30 protein-coding genes are annotated in these 23,790 nt (G+C 38.5%); 24 read left to right on the forward strand and 6 right to left on the reverse strand.

Going from position 1 to position 23,790, the window contains the following annotated elements; translation table 11 throughout:
• Nucleotides 1-10: 10 nt before the first annotated feature.
• The 5 genes from ACH0QE_RS03800 (at nucleotide 11) to ACH0QE_RS03820 (ending at nucleotide 3,277) form a co-directional block, all read left to right on the forward strand.
• Nucleotides 11-442 carry a hypothetical protein gene (locus tag ACH0QE_RS03800; protein WP_415799363.1) on the forward strand — a complete coding sequence of 144 codons (432 nt, stop codon included), beginning with the start codon at nucleotides 11-13 and terminating at the stop codon, nucleotides 440-442.
• Between the two features lie 394 nt (nucleotides 443-836).
• Complete coding sequence (locus ACH0QE_RS03805; RefSeq protein WP_415799364.1) at nucleotides 837-1,853, forward strand: LysM peptidoglycan-binding domain-containing protein; 1,017 nt, start codon at nucleotides 837-839, stop codon at nucleotides 1,851-1,853.
• Between the two features lie 263 nt (nucleotides 1,854-2,116).
• Nucleotides 2,117-2,473 (forward strand): STAS domain-containing protein, encoded by a 357-nt coding sequence (locus ACH0QE_RS03810; protein ID WP_415799365.1) that lies wholly within the window; start codon nucleotides 2,117-2,119, stop codon nucleotides 2,471-2,473.
• 4 nt (nucleotides 2,474-2,477) lie between these two features.
• Nucleotides 2,478-2,879, forward strand: coding sequence for an anti-sigma regulatory factor (locus ACH0QE_RS03815; RefSeq protein WP_415799366.1), 402 nt, complete (start codon nucleotides 2,478-2,480; stop codon nucleotides 2,877-2,879).
• An 11-nt stretch (nucleotides 2,880-2,890) separates the two neighbouring features.
• Nucleotides 2,891-3,277: an SMU1112c/YaeR family gloxylase I-like metalloprotein gene (locus tag ACH0QE_RS03820; protein ID WP_415799367.1), complete on the forward strand. Its 387-nt coding sequence runs from the start codon at nucleotides 2,891-2,893 to the stop codon at nucleotides 3,275-3,277.
• A 178-nt stretch (nucleotides 3,278-3,455) separates the two neighbouring features.
• Here the strand turns inward: ACH0QE_RS03820 and ACH0QE_RS03825 are convergent, their stop codons facing one another.
• Nucleotides 3,456-3,593 (reverse strand): BA3454 family stress response protein, encoded by a 138-nt coding sequence (locus tag ACH0QE_RS03825; RefSeq protein ID WP_233434861.1) that lies wholly within the window; start codon nucleotides 3,591-3,593, stop codon nucleotides 3,456-3,458.
• A 302-nt stretch (nucleotides 3,594-3,895) separates the two neighbouring features.
• Between ACH0QE_RS03825 and ACH0QE_RS03830 the strand changes: the two genes are divergently transcribed.
• The 4 genes from ACH0QE_RS03830 (at nucleotide 3,896) to ACH0QE_RS03845 (ending at nucleotide 6,223) form a co-directional block, all read left to right on the forward strand.
• Nucleotides 3,896-4,045, forward strand: a complete 150-nt coding sequence (locus tag ACH0QE_RS03830; RefSeq protein WP_156972655.1) for a hypothetical protein — start codon at nucleotides 3,896-3,898, stop codon at nucleotides 4,043-4,045.
• A gap of 142 nt (nucleotides 4,046-4,187) precedes the next feature.
• On the forward strand, nucleotides 4,188-4,796 hold the full coding sequence (locus ACH0QE_RS03835; RefSeq protein ID WP_415799369.1) for a hypothetical protein: 609 nt from the start codon (nucleotides 4,188-4,190) through the stop codon (nucleotides 4,794-4,796).
• A 701-nt stretch (nucleotides 4,797-5,497) separates the two neighbouring features.
• Nucleotides 5,498-5,635 (forward strand): hypothetical protein, encoded by a 138-nt coding sequence (locus tag ACH0QE_RS03840; protein ID WP_023614008.1) that lies wholly within the window; start codon nucleotides 5,498-5,500, stop codon nucleotides 5,633-5,635.
• Between the two features lie 123 nt (nucleotides 5,636-5,758).
• Nucleotides 5,759-6,223 (forward strand): STAS domain-containing protein, encoded by a 465-nt coding sequence (locus tag ACH0QE_RS03845; protein WP_415799370.1) that lies wholly within the window; start codon nucleotides 5,759-5,761, stop codon nucleotides 6,221-6,223.
• 44 nt (nucleotides 6,224-6,267) lie between these two features.
• Here the strand turns inward: ACH0QE_RS03845 and ACH0QE_RS03850 are convergent, their stop codons facing one another.
• Complete coding sequence (locus tag ACH0QE_RS03850; protein WP_415799371.1) at nucleotides 6,268-6,693, reverse strand: CBS domain-containing protein; 426 nt, start codon at nucleotides 6,691-6,693, stop codon at nucleotides 6,268-6,270.
• A 136-nt stretch (nucleotides 6,694-6,829) separates the two neighbouring features.
• Here ACH0QE_RS03850 and ltaE point away from each other — a divergent pair, with 136 nt between their 5' ends.
• Nucleotides 6,830-7,855 carry a low-specificity L-threonine aldolase gene (gene ltaE / locus ACH0QE_RS03855; RefSeq protein ID WP_415799372.1) on the forward strand — a complete coding sequence of 342 codons (1,026 nt, stop codon included), beginning with the start codon at nucleotides 6,830-6,832 and terminating at the stop codon, nucleotides 7,853-7,855.
• Between the two features lie 36 nt (nucleotides 7,856-7,891).
• Here ltaE and ACH0QE_RS03860 read toward each other — a convergent pair whose 3' ends face one another.
• Complete coding sequence (locus ACH0QE_RS03860) at nucleotides 7,892-8,677, reverse strand: GNAT family N-acetyltransferase (RefSeq protein WP_415799373.1); 786 nt, start codon at nucleotides 8,675-8,677, stop codon at nucleotides 7,892-7,894.
• A gap of 173 nt (nucleotides 8,678-8,850) precedes the next feature.
• On the opposite strand from ACH0QE_RS03860, the gene ACH0QE_RS03865 reads away from it, so the two are divergent.
• The 11 genes from ACH0QE_RS03865 to ACH0QE_RS03915 all read left to right on the forward strand — a co-directional run bounded on the left by ACH0QE_RS03865 (nucleotide 8,851) and on the right by ACH0QE_RS03915 (nucleotide 18,233).
• Nucleotides 8,851-9,147: an antibiotic biosynthesis monooxygenase family protein gene (locus ACH0QE_RS03865; protein ID WP_415799374.1), complete on the forward strand. Its 297-nt coding sequence runs from the start codon at nucleotides 8,851-8,853 to the stop codon at nucleotides 9,145-9,147.
• Between the two features lie 4 nt (nucleotides 9,148-9,151).
• Nucleotides 9,152-9,523, forward strand: a complete 372-nt coding sequence (locus ACH0QE_RS03870; protein WP_415799375.1) for a hypothetical protein — start codon at nucleotides 9,152-9,154, stop codon at nucleotides 9,521-9,523.
• Nucleotides 9,524-9,535: 12 nt separating this feature from the next.
• Nucleotides 9,536-10,198 (forward strand): cobalamin B12-binding domain-containing protein, encoded by a 663-nt coding sequence (locus ACH0QE_RS03875; RefSeq protein ID WP_415799376.1) that lies wholly within the window; start codon nucleotides 9,536-9,538, stop codon nucleotides 10,196-10,198.
• Nucleotides 10,185-10,613, forward strand: a complete 429-nt coding sequence (locus ACH0QE_RS03880) for a hypothetical protein (RefSeq protein WP_415799377.1) — start codon at nucleotides 10,185-10,187, stop codon at nucleotides 10,611-10,613. The genes ACH0QE_RS03875 and ACH0QE_RS03880 overlap by 14 nt, the downstream gene beginning before the upstream one ends.
• Before the next feature lie 14 nt (nucleotides 10,614-10,627).
• The gene (locus ACH0QE_RS03885) at nucleotides 10,628-10,930 is read left to right on the forward strand and encodes an STAS domain-containing protein (protein WP_415799378.1); all 303 of its coding nucleotides are present in this window, start codon (nucleotides 10,628-10,630) and stop codon (nucleotides 10,928-10,930) included.
• A 430-nt stretch (nucleotides 10,931-11,360) separates the two neighbouring features.
• Nucleotides 11,361-12,647: a S8 family peptidase gene (locus tag ACH0QE_RS03890; protein WP_415799379.1), complete on the forward strand. Its 1,287-nt coding sequence runs from the start codon at nucleotides 11,361-11,363 to the stop codon at nucleotides 12,645-12,647.
• Between the two features lie 180 nt (nucleotides 12,648-12,827).
• A complete protein-coding gene (locus ACH0QE_RS03895) occupies nucleotides 12,828-14,048 on the forward strand; it encodes a tetratricopeptide repeat protein (protein ID WP_415799380.1) in 1,221 nt (406 codons plus the stop codon).
• 373 nt (nucleotides 14,049-14,421) lie between these two features.
• Nucleotides 14,422-14,553: a hypothetical protein gene (locus ACH0QE_RS03900; protein WP_415799381.1), complete on the forward strand. Its 132-nt coding sequence runs from the start codon at nucleotides 14,422-14,424 to the stop codon at nucleotides 14,551-14,553.
• 115 nt (nucleotides 14,554-14,668) lie between these two features.
• Complete coding sequence (locus ACH0QE_RS03905; RefSeq protein WP_415799382.1) at nucleotides 14,669-16,954, forward strand: ATP-dependent DNA helicase; 2,286 nt, start codon at nucleotides 14,669-14,671, stop codon at nucleotides 16,952-16,954.
• A gap of 129 nt (nucleotides 16,955-17,083) precedes the next feature.
• On the forward strand, nucleotides 17,084-17,608 hold the full coding sequence (locus tag ACH0QE_RS03910; protein WP_415799383.1) for a sigma-70 family RNA polymerase sigma factor: 525 nt from the start codon (nucleotides 17,084-17,086) through the stop codon (nucleotides 17,606-17,608).
• On the forward strand, nucleotides 17,598-18,233 hold the full coding sequence (locus ACH0QE_RS03915; RefSeq protein WP_415799384.1) for a hypothetical protein: 636 nt from the start codon (nucleotides 17,598-17,600) through the stop codon (nucleotides 18,231-18,233). Before ACH0QE_RS03910 ends, ACH0QE_RS03915 begins: the two co-directional genes overlap by 11 nt.
• Before the next feature lie 36 nt (nucleotides 18,234-18,269).
• On the opposite strand, the gene ACH0QE_RS03920 is transcribed toward ACH0QE_RS03915, so the two are convergent.
• Both ACH0QE_RS03920 and ACH0QE_RS03925 read right to left on the reverse strand, forming a co-directional pair.
• Nucleotides 18,270-18,998: a uracil-DNA glycosylase family protein gene (locus tag ACH0QE_RS03920; protein ID WP_415799385.1), complete on the reverse strand. Its 729-nt coding sequence runs from the start codon at nucleotides 18,996-18,998 to the stop codon at nucleotides 18,270-18,272.
• A 17-nt stretch (nucleotides 18,999-19,015) separates the two neighbouring features.
• Nucleotides 19,016-19,660, reverse strand: coding sequence for an alpha/beta hydrolase (locus tag ACH0QE_RS03925; RefSeq protein WP_415799386.1), 645 nt, complete (start codon nucleotides 19,658-19,660; stop codon nucleotides 19,016-19,018).
• Nucleotides 19,661-19,783: 123 nt separating this feature from the next.
• On the opposite strand from ACH0QE_RS03925, the gene ACH0QE_RS03930 reads away from it, so the two are divergent.
• From ACH0QE_RS03930 to ACH0QE_RS03940, 3 genes are all read left to right on the forward strand, one after another.
• A complete protein-coding gene (locus ACH0QE_RS03930) occupies nucleotides 19,784-20,545 on the forward strand; it encodes a MerR family transcriptional regulator (RefSeq protein ID WP_415799387.1) in 762 nt (253 codons plus the stop codon).
• Nucleotides 20,546-20,723: 178 nt separating this feature from the next.
• Nucleotides 20,724-20,999 (forward strand): YkvA family protein, encoded by a 276-nt coding sequence (locus tag ACH0QE_RS03935; protein WP_415799389.1) that lies wholly within the window; start codon nucleotides 20,724-20,726, stop codon nucleotides 20,997-20,999.
• A gap of 151 nt (nucleotides 21,000-21,150) precedes the next feature.
• Nucleotides 21,151-21,978 (forward strand): STAS domain-containing protein, encoded by an 828-nt coding sequence (locus ACH0QE_RS03940; RefSeq protein ID WP_415799390.1) that lies wholly within the window; start codon nucleotides 21,151-21,153, stop codon nucleotides 21,976-21,978.
• A 34-nt stretch (nucleotides 21,979-22,012) separates the two neighbouring features.
• Here the strand turns inward: ACH0QE_RS03940 and ACH0QE_RS03945 are convergent, their stop codons facing one another.
• The gene (locus ACH0QE_RS03945) at nucleotides 22,013-23,755 is read right to left on the reverse strand and encodes an AAA family ATPase (RefSeq protein WP_415799391.1); all 1,743 of its coding nucleotides are present in this window, start codon (nucleotides 23,753-23,755) and stop codon (nucleotides 22,013-22,015) included.
• Nucleotides 23,756-23,790: the final 35 nt, after the last annotated feature.

Genomic DNA, 23,790 nt, shown 5'->3' on the forward strand with positions numbered 1-23,790 from the left:
GTGCTGCCGGATGAATAGATCTGCATGGATTTCTACGCTGATGAGATCGAATATACCTCAAAATATGATGAAGATGTTCGGATACAGACGTAAGAGAAATCGCTCCATGACGTATTCGATTATGGGCGTTGTAGCTAGTGCTGCAGCTGCGTTTATTCTTCGAAATCGAATGGGAGCTGGAATGAGGCAGCGTTTCCAAAATTCCAATGCTGGAACAGCTTTTAATAAGCCAGTGGCTGCAGGAATTACAGAGTTTGCAAAAGAAATCACATCTGGTTTAAATACGAATAAGACAAGTCCATCTACTGGATTCCATTCGACAACCTCGACAAACCCGGAAAGCAGTCAGATGATTAATCAAATTGCATCAGCCGCAAAAGAAACAGGAAACAGCCAACAGGTCGATCACTTGGCTAATCAATTGATTAAGCGTAACCTTTAATAACATGCAAGAAACAAAAATCCCGCTGTTGCAGCGGGATTTTTTGATTTGCTTAAAAATATTATTAACCTCATATAAACTGAAAAAATCATTGTTTGTTCAATTAATTAGTTCCTTTTTCCCTTGTTAGCAAAAAAAGATGGGTAAACTGGCATACCTTGTAAAAATTACAACAAGATTAAGCTTATATTTCAGTAATGTAACAAAATATAATCATAAAAGGAAAAAAGAGCCTATAATCCCTGTAAATAAGGGTTTTAGAGAGCAACTGGTATGTAAACGGTATTTTTACCAGAGGAAAACAATTCCTCACAAACCAATATTTATAGATTCAAAACTAGTTTGGGAAACTCTACTATTAAGCTGTAATCGAAATCAAAGGAGTTGCTCTAACATGAAAAAACAGCTTTTGACGGTGGCTGCAACAGCCGGGATTTTATTTACTTCATTCAATGGATCTGCAAGTGCTCATGATAAATTATACACAGTTCAATCCGGAGATTCTTTATGGAAACTTTCAAATATATATAATGTTGCTATAAATGATATTCAAAAGTGGAATAATCTATCAAGCTCAACCATCTATGTAAATCAAAAACTATCAGTTTTAGCGCCGCACAGTCATTCAACTGATGCTAGTAGTGCCGTAAGTACATCTGGTTCTACTTATGTTGTGAAGTCAGGCGATACTTTATGGGGAATTTCAAAGTCATATGGGATGTCCATTAGTGGACTTAAATCATTGAACGGACTTAAATCAGATTTGATCTATCCTGGACAAAGATTAAAAGTATCTGGGACTACTGCTACAGCTGCAACAACAGCACCAGCCAGCTCAGCCAGCACATACACAGTCCGTAGCGGTGACAATTTGTCAACGATTGCTGCTCGCCATAATTTATCGCTATCACAATTGATGTCTATCAATAATCTAAAATCTGATCTTATATTCCCTGGTCAGGTATTGAAGCTATCAGGTTCAGCTTCAACAACAGTTGCTACTAATGTATCATCAGCAAGTACTCCTGTTATGGCAACGTATGGTTCTACCTCTAAGGTAAACTCATTAATTGCTGAATCAAAAAAGTATATAGGTGTACCTTATGTATGGGCAGGGAGCACGCCGGCAGGGTTTGATTGCTCAGGCTATTTAAATTACGTATATAATAATGTTGGAGTATCCATCCCAAGAACAGTAGAAACTATTTGGAATTCTACAAAAGCTGTTTCATCACCACGTGTAGGGGACCTAGTGTTCTTTGAGACATATAAGCCGGGTCCATCCCATGCAGGCATTTATCTAGGCGATGGTAAGTTTATTCATTCCGGTTCTTCAAGAGGAGTAGAAATCAGTGACATGAATAACTCCTATTGGAAGCCACGTTACCTAGGAGCAAAAACCACATTTTAGTCTGATTTTTAAACCTTTACCCAGCTACTTGAGTTTTAAAACCTCCTAACAGGAGGTTTTTTATTTTTTTTATTTAACCGTATTTAACCGGCATAACATATACAAAGCACAGCTTTTAATTTGTAAACCACTTTATATATAGCGTATAATCCAATTAAAATCTTATTTGCTAACGTGCAAGTGTTTGGATGCAGACCATCTTGGATTAAAATTATTTGTACATAGTGAATTCTGGTGAGTTTAATGATTTGGAGGCAAATAAAGTGAGAATTCCTATATTAAAGTTAAAAGACTATTTATTAGTTTCAATTCAAGTAGAACTAGATGATCAGACGGTATTGACTTTTCAAGAGGACTTATTGAATAAAATTAAAGACACGGGAGCAAAAGGTGTTGTAATCGATTTAACTTCAGTCGATATGATTGATTCGTTCATTGCAAAAGTATTGGGCGACGTAATAGTAATGACAAGCCTGATGGGCACGAAAGCTGTCCTTACAGGTATCCAGCCTGCAGTCGCCATTACTTTAATTGAGCTTGGCATAACATTGGAAAATGTCCAAACTGCACTGGATCTTGAACAAGGAATTTCGATATTAAGCCAATTGTTAGAGGGTTAGCCAAATGACAGAACCGATTATTATTAATATTAATAATGAATTTGATATAGTGCTTGCCCGTCAGAAAGGGAGAGAGGTGTCAAAAAATCTCCAATTTGGTGCCGTTGACCAGGCAAGAATTACAACAGCAATTTCTGAGCTCGCAAGAAACATTTATTTATATGCGGGCAGCGGGCAGATTACTATTGACGTCCTAGAAGATAGCGGAAGAAAAGGGATTCAAATATCTGCTGCTGATAATGGACCAGGCATAAATGATATTAGGATGGTCTTGCAGGATGGTTTTTCTACTTCAGGCGGTCTAGGTGCAGGACTCCCAGGAGTTAAAAGGTTAATGGACAGTTTTGATATTGATTCTATGCCGGGAACTGGCACAAAAATCACGATTACCAAATGGGCAAGATAAAGGGGAATGGCATGGAGCTAGACAAAATACACCACGTCGCCATTATTTGTTCGGATTATGAAAAGTCAAAAGAGTTTTATACAAAAGTTCTTGGCTTGAAGGTCATCTCAGAGATCTATAGAGAAGAGCGAGAATCATATAAATTGGATTTACGTGTTGGAAGTCATTATCAAATTGAATTGTTCTCTTTCCCAGACGTTCCTGCACGACCGAGTTACCCTGAAGCAGCTGGTCTTAGGCATCTCGCTTTCACTGTGAAAAATCTTTCCTCTTATGCAAATTATCTTAAAACGCAAGGAGTGGCAGTGGAGCAAATCAGAATTGATCCACTGACTCAGAAGCAGTTTACATTCTTTGCCGATCCCGATGGATTGCCAATTGAATTATATGAAGAATAGTAGCATCTGTCTCGATTTCCAAGCTTGAATTTTGCCGTATTTTTGCTCTAGGCAGTTAGTGAAAAAATGCTTTTTCGGCTTTCCAAAGAGAGTTGAAGTACCCTTCTGGTGTCTATTCACCTGCCAATGATAAAAAAAGGATGTTCAGCGACACAAGCTGAACATCCTTTTCGTTATTTTAAAAGAGCCATTGCTCTTGAACTTGCTTTCGTGCCATCTCCAGGATTTCTTCCTCAGATGTTTCACGGTCAGCAATGACATTGGTTAAATAATTTTTTCCCTTTAAGTCTACAGTTACTGTGATTTCTCTCATCATACATTTTCCTTTCTTTTTGTTTTACGTGTTGTTGTTTAAACTCCTTTGTTATTCTAATTACCATCTAAACGGTTTATGTAAACCTAGCGGACTGGCAGAAGCTTATATATTTTAGTTGATGAGTTGCGTTTGGATGTTAAATAGCCACATGAAAAGTCAATCAAATGTATGTAGAAAATCGCTTTAATGCAAAGTGGCTAGAGGAAAGAATCCTCAACCATCAGATACATCTTCCTTGCGGGTTTGGCTATATTTCATAAAGGGAATAGCATAAATACTAATGCTAAGGAGGGAAAAGCTTCATGGATAATTCAAAAAAAGACCCGCAAAGCTTGGTTGAATACGAACGAGAAAAACTTGGTGAAGATAAAAAGATAGATGAATTCAAGGATCAAGGAAGAGTTCCCGACCAGCAGAATAGATTGAAGGATCAGGAAAACTTGAGAAAATAAAAACAAAACAAGCCGGAGATCATTCCGGCTTGTTTTTTCATATGTGGCAGGAAAAAAGTTGCCAATTTAAGCAGGGAATTTTTTACTTGTGGTTGAATATATATTATGGAAATATAGAGAATTAGAAAAGGGGAACAAGATCTTGAGTGCACATAATGCTGACCGTGCCGGGAGTTTGCTGATAACAGTTGCTGTTATCCTGCTCTTCGCAGCTGTACCAATTGGGATTTTTATCGTATCTTTTATTCACAATTCCGTTTACCTTGACCGTTCACACTGGTTTTTTGACAGCCCAATGTCATCTTATATAACGATGGTTGTGGTGTTTTTGATTGTACCCGTGTTACTGATCGTGATGGCCATTTATCTTTTCAAAACTGATGAATCCAAAAAGAGAAGTATCAATGTTTTTCTTGCTTCGGCTTTTACTCTGGTGGTTATGGCTGCAGGCGGTTACTTGAGTATTGACAATTATTATTATATGGACAAGAATGGCTTGTATTATGACGAGCTCTGGAAATTAGAACAAACCGAATATTCATGGGATGAAATTACGGCGATGAAACAAATCAATAAAAAAGAAGGAGGTACATTAACACCTGACAGAGTTATTTTCACTTATGAAGATGAAAAAATTGAATTGCCCCTGACGCCAAAACTTCGAAATGAAATTGACCCTGTAATCGATTATATCGAAAATGCAAAGGGAATCGAGCTGGTCATGGAAAATATAACGACAGATGAGGAATAGACGAAAACCCTTCCATCAATTGATGTAAGGGTTTTTTATTTGAGGTCACTCCATCCGGAGAAAAACTTTTGATCACTTACCGCTTGGACTCTCGAAAATAAAATTGGAAGCTGTATGCAAGAATAGCAAATAAATAAATAATACTGAAAAAATATGGTGGTTTAAGTTTCTCTAATTGATAAATGTTTAATTTTTTGAAAAGCTTACTAACTGGGAAGGCTAATAAGAAGTCAATCACCAGATTTATTCCTAAGTACTGCCAAAGATTACCGTATGCCAGGCGGAACACCCAGAGGTTTGTAACAAAAAAGGGGCCAAGAGTAAAACTAAGATCATTGAAAATTCGGGTTCCACTTCCACCTGAGACTTTCCATAGTTTATATGGATGTGATAATACTAATAAAATGGAAACTAAACCTGTAACGAATATCGTGACCGGAAGAAACCGTTTGAATGCACGTTTGGGGTATAACAATAAAGTGGACCAAGATATTAATAGCATACACAGCCTGAGTATATTATGTAACATGGTTGCTCCTTTCTAAGATAAAGACTAAACTTTTGAACTGCGTTACGCATAGTTTCTCCAGATATACAAAATATAATAATGTAGTCTGAAAAAGTTATGGTTGTTTTCATCAAATACTTATGATAAGTTAGACCACACACATGACTTTTGTCCTGTTAAGGAGAATTTTGCCATGATTAATGAAGAAGAAAAATTAATCTTTTTAAAAGAACTTGGGCGTTTAATTGATGATTACAAAAGATGTTGTGATGACGAATATCAAGAGCAGATTTATGAAGATATCATGCATTTAATTAATGTTATAAATTGAGAATCAATAGGGTGCCCTCTTACTAACTGCTTCGTTAATAGAAGCAGTTTTTTTCTATACAAAAAATTCCTGAAAAGGTATCATAGTATAAGCAGGGTGAATTCATCGGGGGGTTTTGGAATCTTGGAAACAAATAGGCTCGAGGAGCTAGAGAGAAAAATTCAAGAATATGAGACGATTATTTCTGAAATGTCCGCGCCAATCATACCTTCTATTGTTCCTCAGACAATACTGGTACCTATTACAGGGTTAATTCGTGCAGAGCGATTTGATAAAATACGCGGAAAAGTTCTTAACTTTATCCATAATAAAGACATAGAAACGGCAATTATAGACTTAACTGATATAAGTGGAGAAAGAATTGAGGACGTATGCCTTGAAGAAATAGGCAGGGAGCTTCATGAAATGGCTTCTTCTATCTCACTGATGGGTGTCAAAACCTTATTTGTAGGAATGAATCCAGAATTGGTCAAGCGGATGGTCCTTGATGGAATAAAATTAGAAGCACAATCTTTTTCAACCTTTCAAGCGGCCTTAAAGCATTTGATGAAGCAAAAGGGAATGGAATTCAGAAAAATCTCTGAATAAGAATAACCCGCCAGATTTTTCCTGGCGGGTTATTTTACGATAATTTACTTCTCGGGTTTAGAAGGAGTGGAGATCTCTTCTAAAGCTTGTCCAGCTTCATCATCCAGCCTATGGGTTACGGCAAGGTCTCCCAATGAAACAATACCAATCATCTTTCCGTCTTCAACGATTGGGAGCCTGCGAATTTGTACGTCTGCCATCAAGTCTGCAGCTTCCTCTGCAGTCATATTGACAGTACCTCTCACTGGATCAGTTGTCATTACCTCAGATATGGGTGAGTCCATTGAAGTGTTATCTGCAACAGCCTTCAGAATAATATCTCTGTCGGTAGCAAGTCCTGTCAATTGGTCACCTTCGCAAATTGGCATGACACCAACATCGAGATCTCTCATTTTTGCTGCTACCTCGTGAATTGGTGTATCAGGACTGCAATATTCTACGTCTCTAGTCATTACTTTTTCGATATTCATACTGTATTCCTCCTTTATTTTTGTGTATATATGAGGAATACCCGAATGCTAACAAGGAGAAACTGTTAGTTTTTTGCAGGTTGTGTTGTTAAAATATGAATAAATAAGAAATTTGCATAGGAATGAGGGGAAAGTAATGATTGATTTAAGAAGTGATACTGTCACGAAACCTACTGAAGAAATGCGTAAAGCAATGTACACAGCCGATGTAGGGGATGATGTGTACAAAGAAGACCCGACAGTCAGGGAGTTGGAAGAAACTGCAGCTGAAATACTTGGCAAGGAAGCAGCCTTGTTTGTTACAAGTGGGACACAGGGGAATCAAATTGCGGTTCTAACACATTGTCGACCAGGACAGGAATTGTTGTTGGAGGAAGAATCTCATATTTTTTATTATGAATCAGGTGCAGTAGCCGCTCTTGCCGGTGTCCAGACAAGGACCATTCCAGGACACAGGGGAGCTATGGATCCGCAGGATGTTTTAAAGGCTATTCGAACTGAAGATATCCATTTTCCAGAAACTGGATTGATTTGTTTGGAAAACACCCATAATCGCGCAGGGGGAGCCGTCATTCCCGTTGAGAATATGGAAGCAATCTATAAAATTGCCCAAGCCAATAAGGTACCTGTCCATCTGGATGGAGCCAGATTGTTCAATGCTGCAGCAGCTGCAGGGGTCGATGTAAAGGAGTTCGCTAAAAATACAGATACAGTACAAATATGTCTTTCAAAGGGACTAGGAGCTCCGGTAGGCTCAATTATAGCTGGCAATGCTGAATTCATTACAACAGCCCGTAAATGGAGGAAGCGCCTTGGCGGCGGTATGAGGCAGGCAGGTGTCATTGCTGCACCTGGCTTGATTGCCTTGACTAAGATGAAAGATAGACTTGGAGAAGATCAATGGAATGCGAGGGTTCTGGCTGAAGCAATCGAATCAATTCCAGGTATGAAGCTTGCTAGGCAGCCAGAAACAAATATTGTCGTCGCAGATGTAGAAGGCTTGAACATCACTTCTGATGTTTTTGTCGAGAAACTGCGTTCTGAAGGAGTCATCTCCGGTACCTTTGGCCCCACTTATGTACGGTTTGTAACCCATTATGATGTAACTGAAGATCAAATCCAGGAGGCAATCGAAGCAATCTCCAAGGTAGCAAGACAATAAGTTGAAAGCTGGATGGCTCACATCCAGCTTTATTTTTTACCTATACATGGTCCACATGCCGATATCCACGAAACCCAGCCGCTTATAAATCCGGCCTGCCTCTGGATTGTCATAGAAGAGGCATAATAACTTTCCTTCATTCATGACGTCTTTGAAAAGTTTTTTCATCACAGCGGTTGCAAGTCCTCTTCGTCGATAATCGTTATGAGTACATACCCCAACAATCATAGCAGACATTGAATTTTCCGCAGCCGTGGAGGCCGTGGCAACCATCTGTCCATTATGCTTAAGGTAATAGGTTCTCCCGGTACCTGATTCCATAGATTGCAGTAATATTTTGCGCGCATTTGGATTAGGATGAAATTCTTCAATCCCAGCTCTTAATTCGATTATTCTGTCCACATCTTTATTATTTGCTTTATTAATTTCACAGTCTGTCTGTTCAAGGTATTCATCAGTATTACATGCAGCGAAATAGGTCACTTGCTTTTTGCCAAGTTCGATCCCATGGATATTCTCGAATTCTTCAACCAAATCACTTTTTCCAGACAAGAAAATTTTATCAGGGTATGACTTAATAATCTCGGAAAATTCTTTCACGGGTACTGTGCCAGTTTTAGCATAAGGAATGAAAGAGTTGTGGAACCGAAGCAACACTGCTGATAAACCATGATCTTCTCCAAAAAAACCCCACAGCTCCTGGAAATCAGAATCATATCCGAACGCCTCAATATCACCAATTATGAAGAGGTTGAATGCAGCTTCACCTTTTAAAAAGTCCATAACCTTTTTGTTATCATTTGCTTTTAGTTTTCTAATCATACCATTTTCTCCCTTTCAAAGCTTTTAAGTATATTATTTTAAATGTTAGAAAAATACAAGTCTTTTTTAATAGTGAAATACTATTTCTACTGTGAAAGTAGTTAATTTGAATGGATACTCTTAGAAATGTATAATTGCACTATGTCTTAAAAGGAACTAGGGGGAAATGAAGTATGTATATCGTTCATTCAACTGTGAACATACCAGAAGGCAAGGTTGATGAAGTGATTGGCATCTATCAAAAGAGATCTAGATTGGTAGATGAGTTTGAAGGATTCATTTCCTTTCATTTGCTTCAAAATGAACAAAAATCATCAGAATTGACCGTTCAGATTTGCTGGGATTCAAAGGAAAATTACTTAAAATACATTACGAGTGACGCATATAAGAAAGTCCATGAACTTGAAAAAAATATCCAGACCAGGAACTCGCATCAATCCGCCCAACTGTTGGGCGATACAAGGTGGTAGCTGAATGAATCACGCAAAGATTGACGTTATAATAGAAGAGGTTACCGACGGAATCTACAAAGATTATCCCATCCTGCTCGAAAAGTATGGGGAGCGCGGTAGGCAAAAATGCAAAGAGGATAATGAGCATCATATAAAGTATCTTCAAACAGCAGCTGCCATGGATGAGGAAAAATACTTCGTAGATTATGCCCATTGGCTAAATGGGATCCTTACCTCCAGAGGAATGAAGACAGAGCATCTTATTGATAATTTTCAAAGATTGAAGAAGGCTTTTGAAAGGTCGGATGATGATAAACTTTCGAGAGTATTTATCAACATGCTTGAAAGCGCGATGGACTCATTATCAACTAATGCGAAAACAACAACAGAATGAGGTGAGGTGACAATGGAGAAGGCTATAGAGCTTGCCCAGCTGTTGCTCGAAGGCGATCAGGATGCCTCCTGGGAACTGATAGAAGATGAGAGCAAGGCCTCGAAAGACAGTTTGTATATTTATGAAAACCTTATTACTCCTGCAATGAGGCATATCGGTCACTTATGGGAAACTAACAAAATCACAGTCGCCGATGAACATTTAGCAACTTCGACTTGTGATTATGTATTGGCGCGGTACAATTGGCAAAATGGAAAAGACAAGCAAATATCCCCAATTGGGAAAAAAGCGATGTTTCTTTGTGTTGAAAATGAACAGCATTTTCTTGGTTTGAAAATGGCTAGCCAGCTATTTAGTGAATATGGTTGGGAAACAAAATTCCATGGTCCGAACCTTCCTCTGGAATATGTCAAAAAAGCAGCTGAGGAGTGGAAACCGGATGCTATATGCCTGTCGTTTTCAATCCTGTACCACGCAGAAAACCTTCGTCCATATATTAAAGAGTTAGAAGAGCTTCCGAACTACCCAGCCGTTATCGTTGGAGGGCGACTGTTAAGTCAGTATGAATTTGAACGTTATGGTTCTGAACGGACACTTTTCCTGAAGAACCTTGGAGACGTAAATGATTGGCTTGGCCGCCATCAGCATGGAGTGAAATCGAATGTCGGATCTTAAATATTCACCGCAACCTTACTTTTTATTAGACCGTGACTATAATATCCTTGAATTTTCCCAAATAGGCTCAGAGATTTTTTCAATAGGTGATAAGTTTCTTGACCTAGTGGATTGGGAAAGCCATGGCAAAACAAAAACCATATTGGGAAAAAAGGAAAGCAGGGCAGAAGGCGAATTGATTATGAAAACAAAAGAATCCCCTTATGCCCTGTTTGACATAAGTGTTAATTGGAATGGAGACAATGGCCATGTCATTTGTATTGAAAAGGATCATCGACTTGCTGAGTTAGAAAGTATTGTTCAGAAACATCGCAAACGTCTGGCCGAAACGAATATTGAGCTTCTTGAAAAAAAGAGCTGGTTGAAAAAACACTTTTTGAGATTAAAAGTCTTTCCTGCCCATTCATTAAGTTAACAAAAAGCGCGGCATTGGTGCCGCTTTTTGGGAGTTTGGATGATGAACTGATCAACCAAAATGAAAAAAGGGTATTGGATAAATCCCAGCAAGGGGGCTATCTAGAAATACTTTTCGATTTTAATGGTGTTGGAGATTTAACAAACGAAGGAGTAGAAGCATTCGTTTCACTTGTTAAGGAACTGCAGTTAATGGGGCTTCAGCCATGTATAATTGGGATTAAGCCAAATCATGCCTTTTATCTTAATAATTCAAAAACAATCCCGGATGTACCGTTCCTAAATAGCCTAAGTAAAGCATTTAACAAAGCAATATAGAATGAACACTTCGATTAAATATCGGAGTGTTTTTTATTTAGTAAAGAGAAAAGAGAGGAATTGGAGTGTGTTTTATGGGTCTTTTTTTTCTATAAATGTATTCTATAAGCAAGCGTTTTCCCAATATGATTGGAGCATATTTTACCAGTTCTCTTTTGCCATTTTGTTATCGTATACCGCCAAATATTTAAGTGCATATAAGGAAGAAACCAGTTGATCAGAAATCAACTATCAAGGAGGAAGCTTGTTTTTTAATTGGTAATGAAAATGGTAATGTACTTCCAAATCAGCGCCAATACTGTGTTTTTGTATATCATTTTTCCCAAACAGAAAGGCTCGGTTAACAGTTGATATTGGCTGAAAATTTAAAATATACTTAATCCTGCAGCCGGCAAGCTGTAAAATTTTCAAAGGTGAGAGGAGCAAAAGAATGAAGAAGAAGAGAATACTCGGATCTGCAGTACTTAGTTTAGCAATGGGTGTTTCAATGTTTGCGACAGGGGCTTTTGGTGCAGGAGTGCAAGAAAGCCAGGATACTTATCGAGTTTTAATTAAGGGTCCGAGTGCAGAAAAAGAAAAAGTGAAAGAACAATATGGCAAGCGATGGGACTTTGGTAATCAAGGATTTACAGCAGAAGTAAACAGCAAGCAATATCAGGCATTGTTAAAGAACAAAAATATTGATGTCTCTCAGGTTGGGATCCACACAATTGACGCTCGTGTCGAAGGGAATGGCAATGATAAGGGAAAAGGCAAGGGTGATTATACTGTCCAGGCATCTTATCCTTCTGACCAAACTCCTTGGGGCATTCAAGCAATCTATAATGATAATTACATCCAATCTACGAGTGGCGGTAATGGAATCAAGGTAGCTGTCCTTGATACAGGTATTAACCGAAACCACATTGATTTGACTGACAATGTTGAACAATGTAAGGATTTCACCCAATCGTATTCTTCAATGGTCAATGGATCATGTACTGACCGTCAAGGCCATGGCACACATGTTGCGGGAACAGCAGTTGCCAATGGTGGATATGATGGAGCAGGAGTGTACGGAGTAGCGCCAGAAGCAGAACTTTGGGGCTACAAGGTATTAGGGGATAATGGTTCTGGATATTCAGATGATATCGCGGGTGCAATCCGCCATGCTGCAGATGAAGGTGTTCGTACAGGAACCAAAGTCGTCATCTCTATGTCATTAGGATCAAGCGGAAAGGATTCAATGATTGCAAGTGCTGTTGACTATGCATACAGCAGAGGTGCATTAGTTGTAGCTGCTGCAGGTAACAGTGGCCCAAGCGCCAACACGATTGGATATCCTGGCGCCTTAACAAATGCGATCGCGGTAGCATCACTGGATAATGCATTCGTAAATGGAACATATAAAGTATCTGACTTCTCGTCTCGTGGTAACCCATATACTGACGGTGACTACTACATTCAGGAAAAGGATGTTGAAGTTGCAGCACCAGGCGGCGGTATCTATTCAACAGCTGTAGATGGAAACTATGCAACTATGAGCGGTACATCAATGGCAACGCCACACATTTCAGGCCTTGCAGCCAAATTATGGTCTGCGAATAAGACTTGGAGCAACTCTCAGCTTCGTTCTGAAATCCAAAGACGTGCGAAGCTTTATGACATCAAAGGTGGAACAGGAGCTGCAACGGGAGACGATTATGCATCTGGTTTCGGTTTCCCACGTGTAAGATAATAAAAACTGACAACTATGCCAGCCATCCGGGTTGATTGATCCGGGTGGCTTTATTTCATGATTTGTAGTAATATATGAAGAAATAATTTATAAAATATAGAATTTTTAAAAAATAGTCCTTTTGGTCTGTTTAAAATGTTAGAAAAGATGGTAGATTAAAAGAAAACGGTAGGTGAACGTATGCAATTCGGACCACTCATTAAATTTTATAGGATTCAGCAAGGTTTGACACAAAAGGAACTGGCTAATGGCATATGTTCAGTTCCCCATTTAAGCAAAATTGAAAGCAATTCGAAGGAAGCCAATGAAGAAACAATGGGCCTATTGCTCGAGAGACTTGGTGTCAACCTTTCATCCATCACGGAAAATGAAGGACAGATTAAGCAGCTTATTAAAGAACTTAATGAAAAAATCGACTTTATCCAAGATGAAGAAGCAGATACAGCAATGGAAATGCTAAAAGAATTTGAAGGGATTATTCCTTTTACTACAAATCTACATACATATGAACTTACCAAATTTAGGTATTTAATTTTCAAACACAAATTTACCGAAGCCCAAGAACAATATGAATTATTAAAGAAACAAAAGAAAATATTTTCCCAACCTCAAATGGCTTTATTTTCCTATCTTCATGCTGTAATGTTATTAAAGAAGAGAATATATAAGAAAGCAGATGAGATCCTAGACACCATAGGCAGGGGATCAAAGTTCGACATACCCGATGGAGAATTACTATATCATCGTGCTTTGGCTAAAACTTCTCCGGAAGATTTAGGTTATGCCATTTATTATGGGAAGATGGCACTGCAAGAATTTATGGAACAACACAATTTTAAAAGAATCCTACATGTGTTGATGTTGCTTGGAATCAACTATACTAATTCTAAGATCTATGAAGAAGCCCAGGACTGCTATAAAAATCTCATCAGAAACGCAGAAATTTTACAGGAAAAAAAATTATTACCTGAAATATATCACAATATGGGTTACCTTCAAAAAAAGCTTAAGAACTATCGAGAAGCCATTTTCTTTTTTGAGAAAAGCTTATCTTTACAAACAAAAGGAACACAACACTATCTCATTACTCTTTATTCAATTGGAGAAATCCAATACGAGCTGCAAAATGAAGAAAAAGCAAGGGAATCCTTTGAGGAAGTATACCAATTATCTAAGAATCTAGAAAACCGAAAGTATAGAATGTTAGCAAATTATTATTTAATGACTTTGGACTCTCCAGAAAAATCGTTAGACTACTCAGAAACCAAAGTAATACCATTTCTTGAAGAAAGCGATGGTAAAAGTGAAGAATTAATTTGGTTTTACAAAATGCTATCAAATCACTATCGACAGATGGGAAGATTTGACCAAGCAGTAAAATATATAGAAAAAATCAATTAAGGAGGAAATTCGTATGAAAAAGATGTTAACAGCATTAATGACAAGTGCTATGGCACTAGGTGTATTAGTAGCGGGCATGCCGCCAATTTTACCTCCAGCATGAGCAGCTAACAAAAAGGCCTAATTAGGCCTTTTTGTTTTTAAAGCAAAATTATAGATGACAAGAACTGTATATGATCCCATAAAAAGTGATTCTTATGTCCTTCGTATTCCCTTTTGTAAAACGTCTTAAAGAATAGATATCAAATTAACAACAACTTGGGAAAATTTTCGTGATGTTAAATTACCCCCAGAACCCTCATATAATATACGAACTATTTTCACGAAGCCGGAAATACATTCTGTCCAGTTGAAATATATGAGGAGGTTCGGTATGGGAACAATTAGCATGGATATTGACGAGCTCTTGGATGAGACAACGGATATTGCTGAAACTGATCATCTAGGTTATACACTGAACCAAATTGAAATTGACCGTTTACTTGAAAATACACGCCACTGGTAAAAGATATCAATCCGTTCCAGGATTCACTGGGGCGGATTTTTTATTTTTATTGGATGTATCAGAACGTATGTACTATAATTAAAATAAGAATTTATCTTATGGGCCAGGTGAGTGGATGAAGAATCAAATCAAGATACCGGTAAGAACTTTGGCTGAGTATGTACATAGAAGTGGGAGTATCGTATCTGGGTTCAGGACTGCTTCATCTTTTACCGAAGGCTCACGAATCCATCGGGAAGTCCAGAATACATATAACGAACAAGATCAAAGTGAAGTTTTTTTAAAGACAAAAATAGAGTATGAAGGTCTTTGTTTTATTATAGAAGGACGTTGTGACGGACTTCTTTTAAATAGCGGACGTACTGCCATTGATGAAATAAAGTCAACATCTTTAAGCCTTGACCTTATCGATGAGGATACTAATCTTGCTCATTGGGCCCAGGCAGAATGCTATGCCTATATGTACATGCAGGAACATGAACTTGATTTTATCGATATCCAGCTTACTTATGTACAGAAATCTTCAGGTGAAAAGAAAAGATTCATAAGAACCCGGACATATAGTGAGCTAAAGGAAACCTTATTGAATATGGTTTCTGTATTTGCTCCTTATGCGAAATTGCGTTTAGAGCATGAATTGAAAAGGAACCAGAGCATAAAAGACCTGGAATTTCCTTTTACTCAATACCGTAAGGGACAGCGGCAGCTTGCTGGTTCGGTGTATAAAACAATCCATGAAGAAAAGACTATTTTCGCTAGTGCTCCTACAGGCATCGGTAAGACAATATCCACAATCTTTCCGTCCGTCAAAGCTGTAGGCGAGAACCACCTGAAAAAGCTTTTTTACTTGACTGCCAAAACAACGACAAGACAAACAGCAGAGGAAGCCTTCAGTCAACTGTCCGCCAAAGGCCTTCATATGAATGTAGTGACCATAACGGCAAAGGACAAGGTCTGCTTTACTGAACAAGGTATATGCAACAAGGAGCATTGTGAGTTTGCGGACGGCTATTATGACAGAATAAACGAAGCGATACTCGATATTTTACATAATGAAAACTCTTTAGACAGGCTTTGTATTGAAAAATACGCCCTCAAACATAGGGTTTGCCCTTTCGAATACTCTCTGGACCTTGCATATGCAGCTGATACAGTCATTTGTGATTATAATTATATATTTGACCCAAAAGTATCTTTAAAGCGTTTATTTGATGATCATAAAAAGGAAACTGTGCTTCTTGTTGATGAGGCCCACAACCTGGTTGACAGAGGAAGGGGAATGTTTTCCTCCACTTTGGAAAAGGCGCCATTTTTGCAGCTTAAAAGGGAGTATAAAGGGAGAAACAAAGATATTCATGGAATTTGCAAGCAGTTAAATGACTTCTTTATCAAAATCAGAAAGCAGGGTGAGCTGTCTAAAACGATTGAGTTCGAGGAACCACTTGGGGAGTTTAATCAGTTAGTGTTGGAATTTATTGACCATGCTGAAAAAGAATTGCTAAGAGAGAGACCAGGGGATTCTGAGCTTTTGCTGGAAACCTATTTCGCTGCGCAGAACTGGCAAAGAATCAGCAAGCTATTTGACGAACGATTCATTCTATATGCAGAGGTTCAAAGGAATGAAGTTAAATTAAAGCAATTTTGCCTTGATCCTTCATATCTAATCAAACATGCAGGTAAAAACTTTAAGTCCCTTATCTACTTTTCGGCGACTTTGAGTCCAATTGGTTATTACATGGATATGTTGGGTGGAGACGAAGATGATTATGTTCTCCGTATTCCTTCCCCGTTTTCAAGTGAACAATCCAATGTAATGATTCAGTCCTTATCGACAAGATACAAAGATAGAGAAAACTCGATTAAGCCAATAGTCAAAACACTGTCTGAGACAATTCAGAGTAGCCCAGGCAACTATTTAATCTTCTTTCCATCCTACCAATATCTTAATTCGGTATTGGAAGAATGGAATCTTGGCAATCACGGCATTCCTACAATTGTACAGGGTATAGGAATGGCAGATGCCGAACGTGAAGCGTTTCTGGAATCCTTTAAAGCAGATGGATCAGGTTCCTTAGTAGGTTTCGCCGTCCTGGGAGGCATTTTCTCAGAAGGAGTGGATTTAAAGGGTGACCGACTGAATGGCGTAATTGTCGTGGGTGTTGGACTGCCCCAGATAGGCTTTGAACGGGACTTAATCAAGAAGCATTTTTCCTCTACAGGCAAAAATGGATATGATTACGCCTATGTTTATCCGGGCATGAATAAAGTGCTTCAGGCTGGCGGGAGACTCATACGGTCAGAAAAAGATACAGGCACGATTTTGTTGATAGATGATCGGTACTTACAGCATAAATATCAGTCTCTTCTGCCAGATGTGTGGAAAAGCTATACGATTACCTAGGGTAACATCTTGCTTATTGCAGGATGTTTTTTGTATATAAAAAAAGTTCTTTATTTTCAAAGGAATATAAAGCCAAACCGGCGAAACTTCCGTCTAATGAATAAGAACAAGCACAAGGGGGTGCACCTGTTGTTGAAATTAATTAAAAAAGCACAGAAGGGGAATGACAAAGCATTTCTGGAGCTATTTCAGCAATATGAGCAGGATCTTTACAGAATGGCATTTATATATGTGAAAAACCAGAATGATGCCTTGGATGTGGTACAGGAAACAGCATACAAGTCATTCAAGTCCATTCAAGAACTGAAAGAGCCTAAATACTTTAAAACATGGTTGATGAGAATAGCCATCAGCTGTTCTCTCGACATTCTTAGAAAAAGAAAAAAAGTTGTGCCGCTGAAGCCCGATTTTGATGAATTTATTTCCGGAGCAGTTGATGAAGATTTAACATCCGAAATTACATTAAAGGGATTGATTGAAGAACTGCGGGAAGAAGAAAAAAGTGTAATCCTTCTTAGATTTTATCAAGGAATGACTTTAAAAGAAGTTTCAGAAACATTGAATATACCACTAGGTACAGCAAAGACAATATTGTACCGAGGATTGGGAAAGCTTCGCAAAGATTTGGAGGGAGATGAGGCAAATGAGCAATAAAATCCAAAAAGAAATGAATAAAATTGAAATACCAAAAGAATTGAGTGACCGGAGCAGAATAGGGATTGAAAAGGCAAAAACGGAGAAAGGAAAAAGCAATAAAAAGAAATGGCTCGCCTTTGCAGCTCCCAGCCTTGCTGCGATTATTGCCTTGGGAATCGCCGGTCCTGGATTGCTTCCAAATCAACCTCCTGAAAATCCGGTGATTCAAACGGTACAAACCAGTCATGCTTTTGATGTTACTGACCCTCAGAGGCTTGTCGGATGGGCTGACAATGTGTTCGTTGGAAAAGTCGTAAACATGTCAGGAACTTCAGATGAATATGGAATGCTTGAAACACAGTTCAAAGTGGAGGTTGCCGAGAATATCAAGGGTGAATTGCAAGGTGAGGTAACAGTCAACCAGCAAGGGGGTTATGAAGGAAAGAACCTGATACTGGTGGAAAATGATCAGCTGCTCAAAGAAGGAGAAAGCTACTTATTTATATCCAGGATGAATGGGGAACAAAACTGGCATACAGTTGTTCCGGTTTACGGAAACATTATGATCGAAAGTGAAGCACATAAAGAAGAAATGCTGAACAAATATAAAAAAGCATATCAAGAAGAAATTCCATTTGAGTAAGTTTAAAAGACCAGAATCATTGGTCTTTTATCTTTCTTAGAAAAAATCATTAATCTTTCTCTTCATTTTTTCTTTATTACTGTTAAATTGGTGAAGGCGATGGCCATTCGCACCTGAAGGATGTGGGAATCCGAACAAGACATTATTTTCGTTGATTATGCCTGCTCGCGTATATTCGGATATGATTTCCTCGACGCCTTTACCAAGCGGGACAATCAATGCATTTCGAAGTACGGTAGCCTGTGGTATAAAGTATTCTACCAGAAAAGAAGTCAATAATTTATTCTTCATGATTTTCGGGCTGTGTCCAGTATAGTTCTTTCCATTGATAAAGACAGCATATGGGATGAGAGAAGTAGTATGAAGCAGGTAATCTTTATCGTTAAAAAGCTCCTCGCAGCATTCCAAATCCAACTCGTTGTTCAGGTCTAAATCATTGAGCATTTGAATGATGTTACTGCGAAGTATCCCAAAAAACCTTGCCTCACTCTTACAAATATAAGATACCTCATCAATTGAAAGGTTTTCCTCTAAACATTTTCGGGCAACCGCAATCGATTTACTCATTTGTTGAAACCCGGGTGTAATTCCTATTATAAACACCCTGGCCTTTTTATTGATATATTCGTTATGTGTGCAATAGTAAATTTCAATGTTATTTTCCTTGGCCATCATAAAATCCGAAGTTAATATTTCGCTTCGACTATAACTTTCTTTTAAAGGGAGATTTGCAATTTTCTTGTAGTATTTCTCCAGCTTGTTCATGCTTATCCCCCATTACATTAAAAGTTGCTAATTTCAGTTATTACCTTTTTCAGTACATCAATCGAATCAACTGGCCGATCTGCATAGTTGAGACTGTGCTCTGTTCCAGGCTGTAAAAGTGTCTGCATATTTTCCTTTTCTTTAAGTTTCTCAAATTTTTCAGATATAAAACATGGATCTTCATCACCAATTATGCAAAGACCATTTTGTGATGATGAAAGCATCTTATCCATAACATAATCCAATTGCAGAAGCGGAGTAAGCCAGATAATCTTTGCGTTTTTTAATGAAATTCTGTCTACTATTGAAGATAGCGCGATGGTTCCCAGTGATTTTCCGATTAAAGTATAAGTTTCGTAGGGCTGGTACTTAAGGATATGATCTAGTACTGAATTGGCATCCTCCGTTATTTGCTGTATTTCTTCTTCCAAGGTTAAGGATTCCGATTGAACAGTATTATAATCATAGTTAACATGAAGGACGTCAAAACCTTTGTTCAAAAAAACTCCGGTCGAATAATGAAATAACGGCCCCTGGACTGTATATCCTCTTCCAGGCAGCATGACAGCTAAGGAACTTGCTGGCTTATTCTGTTTGATGAGCTGAAATGAAACTGGCTGGTTCTTGTAACCGGGGACAGAATCTTTTGTAAAAGTGTACATTTTCATGTCTCCTTAAAAGTTTTCTCTATTATACACGAATTTTCAGAATATGGAATTAATAAAAATCATTTGACTCTGACGCTGCGTCATAGTTTACGCTCTAATTGTGGAGGTGATCGAGATATGTACAAAGTAAAAGAAATTGCGGAGATGACTGGAGTAAGTGTGCGTACTATGCATCATTATGATCGTATTGGTTTGCTCAAACCGGAGGCGGTGTCTCCTGCTGGATACCGACTTTATTCAGATGAAAATCTTGAGCGCCTTCAGCAAATTTTAGTTTTCAAGGAAATGGATTTTTCTCTTCATGAAATCAAAGACATTATTGATCGGCCAGAGTTCAACCGGAAAGAAAATCTCAAAAAGCATAAAGAATTGCTTTTAATGAAAAAAAAGCGGCTTGAAGAGATCATCCGGACAGTGGAAATGACAATTGATTCAATAGAAGGAGGTTATCAAATGGAGAATAAGGATATGTTCAAGGGCTTTGATATGAAAGAAATCGAAGAACATCAGAAGAAGTATAGTGAGGAAGCGAAGGAAAGATACGGTAAGGAGACTGTCGAAAAAGTAGAGAGGAGGACCGCTGGTTATTCTTCTGAAGACTGGAGGAACATCCAGAGTAAGACAGATGAAATTTATAAGCGGATCATTGACGGAATGGACCACGGGCCCGAAGACCTGGGAGTACAGCGGGCAGTAGCTGATTGGCGCCAGTTTATCACTGATCATTATTATGATTGCACACTTGATATATTCCGCGGTCTAGGAAATTTATATGTCGATGACCCACGATTCACGAAAAATATAGACAAATACCAACAAGGACTAGCAGCGTTCTTTAAAGAAGCAATACATTACTATTGCGATCAGCATGAAAAGTAAATGAATTTATCAAGCTTGGAGCAGCCAATTGATATTGGCTGTTTATTTGTTTCTGAGTGAAACAAATCTCAGTTTCCTACGTATAAAGATTTAGCGATACAGTTTTTTTGTCTGCATGGATATTTATAGATTCCATAAAAGTGAATGAGGGTATTACTAGTATGAAGGAGGTTTTTTTATGAAAAAGTTTTTCAAAAGAATTAGGCTTATATTTAAAGTAAAAAGGTTTTTCCCTTTTTTAATAGAGTTCTTTACTTCTAAAATGGTCCCAGTAAAGCAAAAAGTAATTTCAGTTGGTTTGATTATCGGCTATTTTCTGCTGCCGTTCGATATCATCCCCGACTTTTTAACCCTGATAGGAATCGTAGATGATGTAGGCGTGCTGCTTATCATTTTCCAGCAAATTATTAAAATGGCTCCCATTGAGCTAAAGGAAAAATATAGATTCGATTAAAACGCATATATAAATTAAATATTACATGGATTCGTTGGACCACCACATTAATATTTCTTAAAAGGGAAGACATTTGATATAATTCTAAAACAAGACTATCTTGCATTTTCATATAGCCACTATGGTGCATTTCCAGATGGGGGGAAGCTTAATGCACAGAAATCAAGACTTATATATATATCTAAAAGAAAACACCCGCAATTTAACGGAAGAATGGTATCAAAATATTGATAAGACTAAGACAGCAGGTGTTTATGCGTCAAAGGAATCTGATGTCATAAAAGCCTTAAAAGAGCAAAACCATGATTTTCATTTGCATTTTATTGAATTATTCAACAAAGGAGAAGAGGAGTTTTTCCAGGACTTCGAACCTTGGATTATCGAGATAGCCAGTGATATCGAACATATTAATACCCCTATCCATTATGTTATCAGGGAATTTAAGAACGTCAGGAATCAGTATTTTGACTATGTCAGAAAATTTGCGGAGGTACATCCAGAGATCACGAGAAAAGAAGTGGATGACTGGTATGACGTGATTCTTAAAGAAATGGATGAGGTCATTTTACGATTTGTTGAAGCTACATACAAATACTCGCAAACCGTTTTGAAAGCCCAGCAGGAGACAATCAACGAATTAAGTGCACCTGTCATCTTGTTAAGCAACCATCAAGGCTTGCTGCCTCTTATTGGAGATATTGATACATCCAGGGCGAAAATGATCCTTGAAAACACACTGAAACATTGCAGTCAAAGAGATATACACCATTTGTTTGTCGATCTATCCGGTGTGGCAATGATAGACACAATGGTTGCCCACCAGTTATTCCAGCTTTTAAATGCATTGAAACTAATAGGCGTGAAGACAACACTTTCTGGCATCAGGCCTGAAATAGCCCAGACAGCCATACAGCTCGGGCTTTCTTTTAAAGAAACAGAAGTTCGAACAAACCTGGCCCAGGCTCTTGAGCAAAAATAAAAAAGGCTTTCCGCTGGAAAGCCTTTTACTCTTGTTAAGCCATTATATATTGATCCTCACGAAACCCTGTTTTATCCTGAACTATTTCATCTACTTCAGAACCTTCTAGTGTTTCTTTCTTTAGCAATTCATCTACTAATCGTTCAAATTGATTTTGGTGGGTATTTATGATCATTTCGGACTTTTCTAGAGCGTCATCGAAAAGCTCTTGCATTTTTGTTTCTTTTAAGCCTTTGCTAAATGTTAGTGAGAAACCTTCCTGAAGCAATCCGGTATCAACCATTTGCTCAATGATCTGTTTAGCCTGTTGGACATCACCGCTTACCCCGATACTGTGCTCACCTAGAATCATCCTTTCAGCAACACCGCCAGCAAGAATCATGGCAATCCGGTCAATCAAATCGCTGTGTGTGGACAATTGAAGCTCTTTAGGAATTGGAGCCACGTAACCGAGTGCCTGTCCCCGAGGAATAATCGTTGCTTTGCGGACTGAACCAGGTTTAGTGACAGCAGATACCAGAGCATGTCCTGCCTCATGGATTGCAACCCTGCGCTTTGTGTCAGCATCCTGAAGGGTGCGGGAAGTGCTTCCGAGTATTGTTCGGTCAAGAGCATAGTCTATATCACTCTTCGAAATGAAATCCTGTCCATTCCTTAACGCCCGTCTGCTTGCAGTTTCGAACAATGAATGCAGCTCTGCCCCTGAGAATCCAGAAGTACTTTCTGCCAGGTCATCCAATGATGCGACTACATTGTCAGCAAGGTTTTTACCTTTAATATGGATATCGATGATTTCTCTTCTTCCTTTCGTATCAGGAAGCGGGACGTTGAATGAGAAGTCGATACGTCCAGGGCGCAGGAATGCATCATCAAGCATGTCTTTTCTATTTGTTGCTGCAATGAATAGGATACCATCGTTAGAATGTCCTCCGTCAAGCTGGACAAGAAGCTCTGTCAATGTCTTTTCACCTTCTTCACCGCCATGGGGCTTACGCTTGCCTGCAAGAGCATCTACTTCATCGATGAAAATTACAGCCGCGCCTTGTTTCCTGGCACTTTGGAATAAGCTGCGTACACGCGATGCACCAACGCCGATGAACATTTCATTAAATGCAGATCCACTGGCTGAGAAGAAGTTGGCATTCAATTCACGGGCAATAGCTTGAGCAAGCAAGGTTTTACCTGTGCCTGGAGGTCCGTATAACAGAATCCCCTTTGGAGGCTTAATGCCCATCTTTGATGATTTATCCGGATTTTTCAAGATTGATAGAGTCTGGATGATTTCCTCTTTCATTTCTTCTTGCAATCCACCTACATCTGCTAAGGTAATGGAAGGCAGAGGGTTAGGCTTTGATAAACTATTTTTCATTCTATTGCCTGTGCCTATACCTCCTGTTTTCTTTTGGATCACGAAGGCAGTGCCCATCAATAGCAATAACACTCCACCAAGGATCCAAGCACCATACTTGCTGTTGTTCATATACTCATAGTTTATATTATATTTCTCTACTAATTTCTCAACCATCTGACTGCCGGGAGGAACTTGGGAAACAAATGTTGAATCTTCTGTCTTGAGTACGAGAGTTCCATCCATTTTTTCAATAAGTGTTGCTTCACTACCATTTAGGCCATCAATTGACTTGACAAGTGAGGAAAATGGGACCGTTACTTTATCATCAGTATTTTGAACGACAAATGTCGCTGCTAACGTAATTATAACCATAAACGCCGCAAAAAGCGGAAGGATCTTAGAAACAAACTTCGGATTTGAATTCATAGTTTCAGCTCCTTATTAATTCTAAATACCATTAT

This window comes from Mesobacillus sp. (genome assembly GCF_047739415.1).
Taxonomy (GTDB): Bacteria; Bacillota; Bacilli; order Bacillales; family Cytobacillaceae; genus Mesobacillus.

Excerpts from the sequence above, each read along its gene's own strand:
- ACH0QE_RS03890 (WP_415799379.1), top strand. The coding sequence starts at position 11,361 with ATGAAGAAGAAGAGAATACTCGGATCTGCAGTACTTAGTTTAGCAATG.
- ACH0QE_RS03850 (WP_415799371.1), bottom strand. The coding sequence starts at position 6,693 with ATGAATATCGAAAAAGTAATGACTAGAGACGTAGAATATTGCAGTCCT.
- ACH0QE_RS03945 (WP_415799391.1), bottom strand. The coding sequence starts at position 23,755 with ATGAATTCAAATCCGAAGTTTGTTTCTAAGATCCTTCCGCTTTTTGCG.
- ACH0QE_RS03840 (WP_023614008.1), top strand. The coding sequence starts at position 5,498 with ATGATTAATGAAGAAGAAAAATTAATCTTTTTAAAAGAACTTGGGCGT.
- ACH0QE_RS03925 (WP_415799386.1), bottom strand. The coding sequence starts at position 19,660 with ATGTACACTTTTACAAAAGATTCTGTCCCCGGTTACAAGAACCAGCCA.
- ACH0QE_RS03830 (WP_156972655.1), top strand. The coding sequence starts at position 3,896 with ATGGATAATTCAAAAAAAGACCCGCAAAGCTTGGTTGAATACGAACGA.
- ACH0QE_RS03940 (WP_415799390.1), top strand. The coding sequence starts at position 21,151 with ATGCACAGAAATCAAGACTTATATATATATCTAAAAGAAAACACCCGC.
- ACH0QE_RS03820 (WP_415799367.1), top strand. The coding sequence starts at position 2,891 with ATGGAGCTAGACAAAATACACCACGTCGCCATTATTTGTTCGGATTAT.
- ACH0QE_RS03930 (WP_415799387.1), top strand. The coding sequence starts at position 19,784 with ATGTACAAAGTAAAAGAAATTGCGGAGATGACTGGAGTAAGTGTGCGT.
- ACH0QE_RS03920 (WP_415799385.1), bottom strand. The coding sequence starts at position 18,998 with ATGAACAAGCTGGAGAAATACTACAAGAAAATTGCAAATCTCCCTTTA.
- ACH0QE_RS03865 (WP_415799374.1), top strand. The coding sequence starts at position 8,851 with ATGTATATCGTTCATTCAACTGTGAACATACCAGAAGGCAAGGTTGAT.
- ACH0QE_RS03825 (WP_233434861.1), bottom strand. The coding sequence starts at position 3,593 with ATGATGAGAGAAATCACAGTAACTGTAGACTTAAAGGGAAAAAATTAT.
- ACH0QE_RS03875 (WP_415799376.1), top strand. The coding sequence starts at position 9,536 with ATGGAGAAGGCTATAGAGCTTGCCCAGCTGTTGCTCGAAGGCGATCAG.
- ltaE (WP_415799372.1), top strand. The coding sequence starts at position 6,830 with ATGATTGATTTAAGAAGTGATACTGTCACGAAACCTACTGAAGAAATG.
- ACH0QE_RS03900 (WP_415799381.1), top strand. The coding sequence starts at position 14,422 with ATGGGAACAATTAGCATGGATATTGACGAGCTCTTGGATGAGACAACG.
- ACH0QE_RS03870 (WP_415799375.1), top strand. The coding sequence starts at position 9,152 with ATGAATCACGCAAAGATTGACGTTATAATAGAAGAGGTTACCGACGGA.
- ACH0QE_RS03915 (WP_415799384.1), top strand. The coding sequence starts at position 17,598 with ATGAGCAATAAAATCCAAAAAGAAATGAATAAAATTGAAATACCAAAA.
- ACH0QE_RS03815 (WP_415799366.1), top strand. The coding sequence starts at position 2,478 with ATGACAGAACCGATTATTATTAATATTAATAATGAATTTGATATAGTG.
- ACH0QE_RS03860 (WP_415799373.1), bottom strand. The coding sequence starts at position 8,677 with ATGATTAGAAAACTAAAAGCAAATGATAACAAAAAGGTTATGGACTTT.
- ACH0QE_RS03935 (WP_415799389.1), top strand. The coding sequence starts at position 20,724 with ATGAAAAAGTTTTTCAAAAGAATTAGGCTTATATTTAAAGTAAAAAGG.
- ACH0QE_RS03895 (WP_415799380.1), top strand. The coding sequence starts at position 12,828 with ATGCAATTCGGACCACTCATTAAATTTTATAGGATTCAGCAAGGTTTG.
- ACH0QE_RS03800 (WP_415799363.1), top strand. The coding sequence starts at position 11 with ATGAATAGATCTGCATGGATTTCTACGCTGATGAGATCGAATATACCT.
- ACH0QE_RS03805 (WP_415799364.1), top strand. The coding sequence starts at position 837 with ATGAAAAAACAGCTTTTGACGGTGGCTGCAACAGCCGGGATTTTATTT.
- ACH0QE_RS03880 (WP_415799377.1), top strand. The coding sequence starts at position 10,185 with ATGTCGGATCTTAAATATTCACCGCAACCTTACTTTTTATTAGACCGT.
- ACH0QE_RS03905 (WP_415799382.1), top strand. The coding sequence starts at position 14,669 with ATGAAGAATCAAATCAAGATACCGGTAAGAACTTTGGCTGAGTATGTA.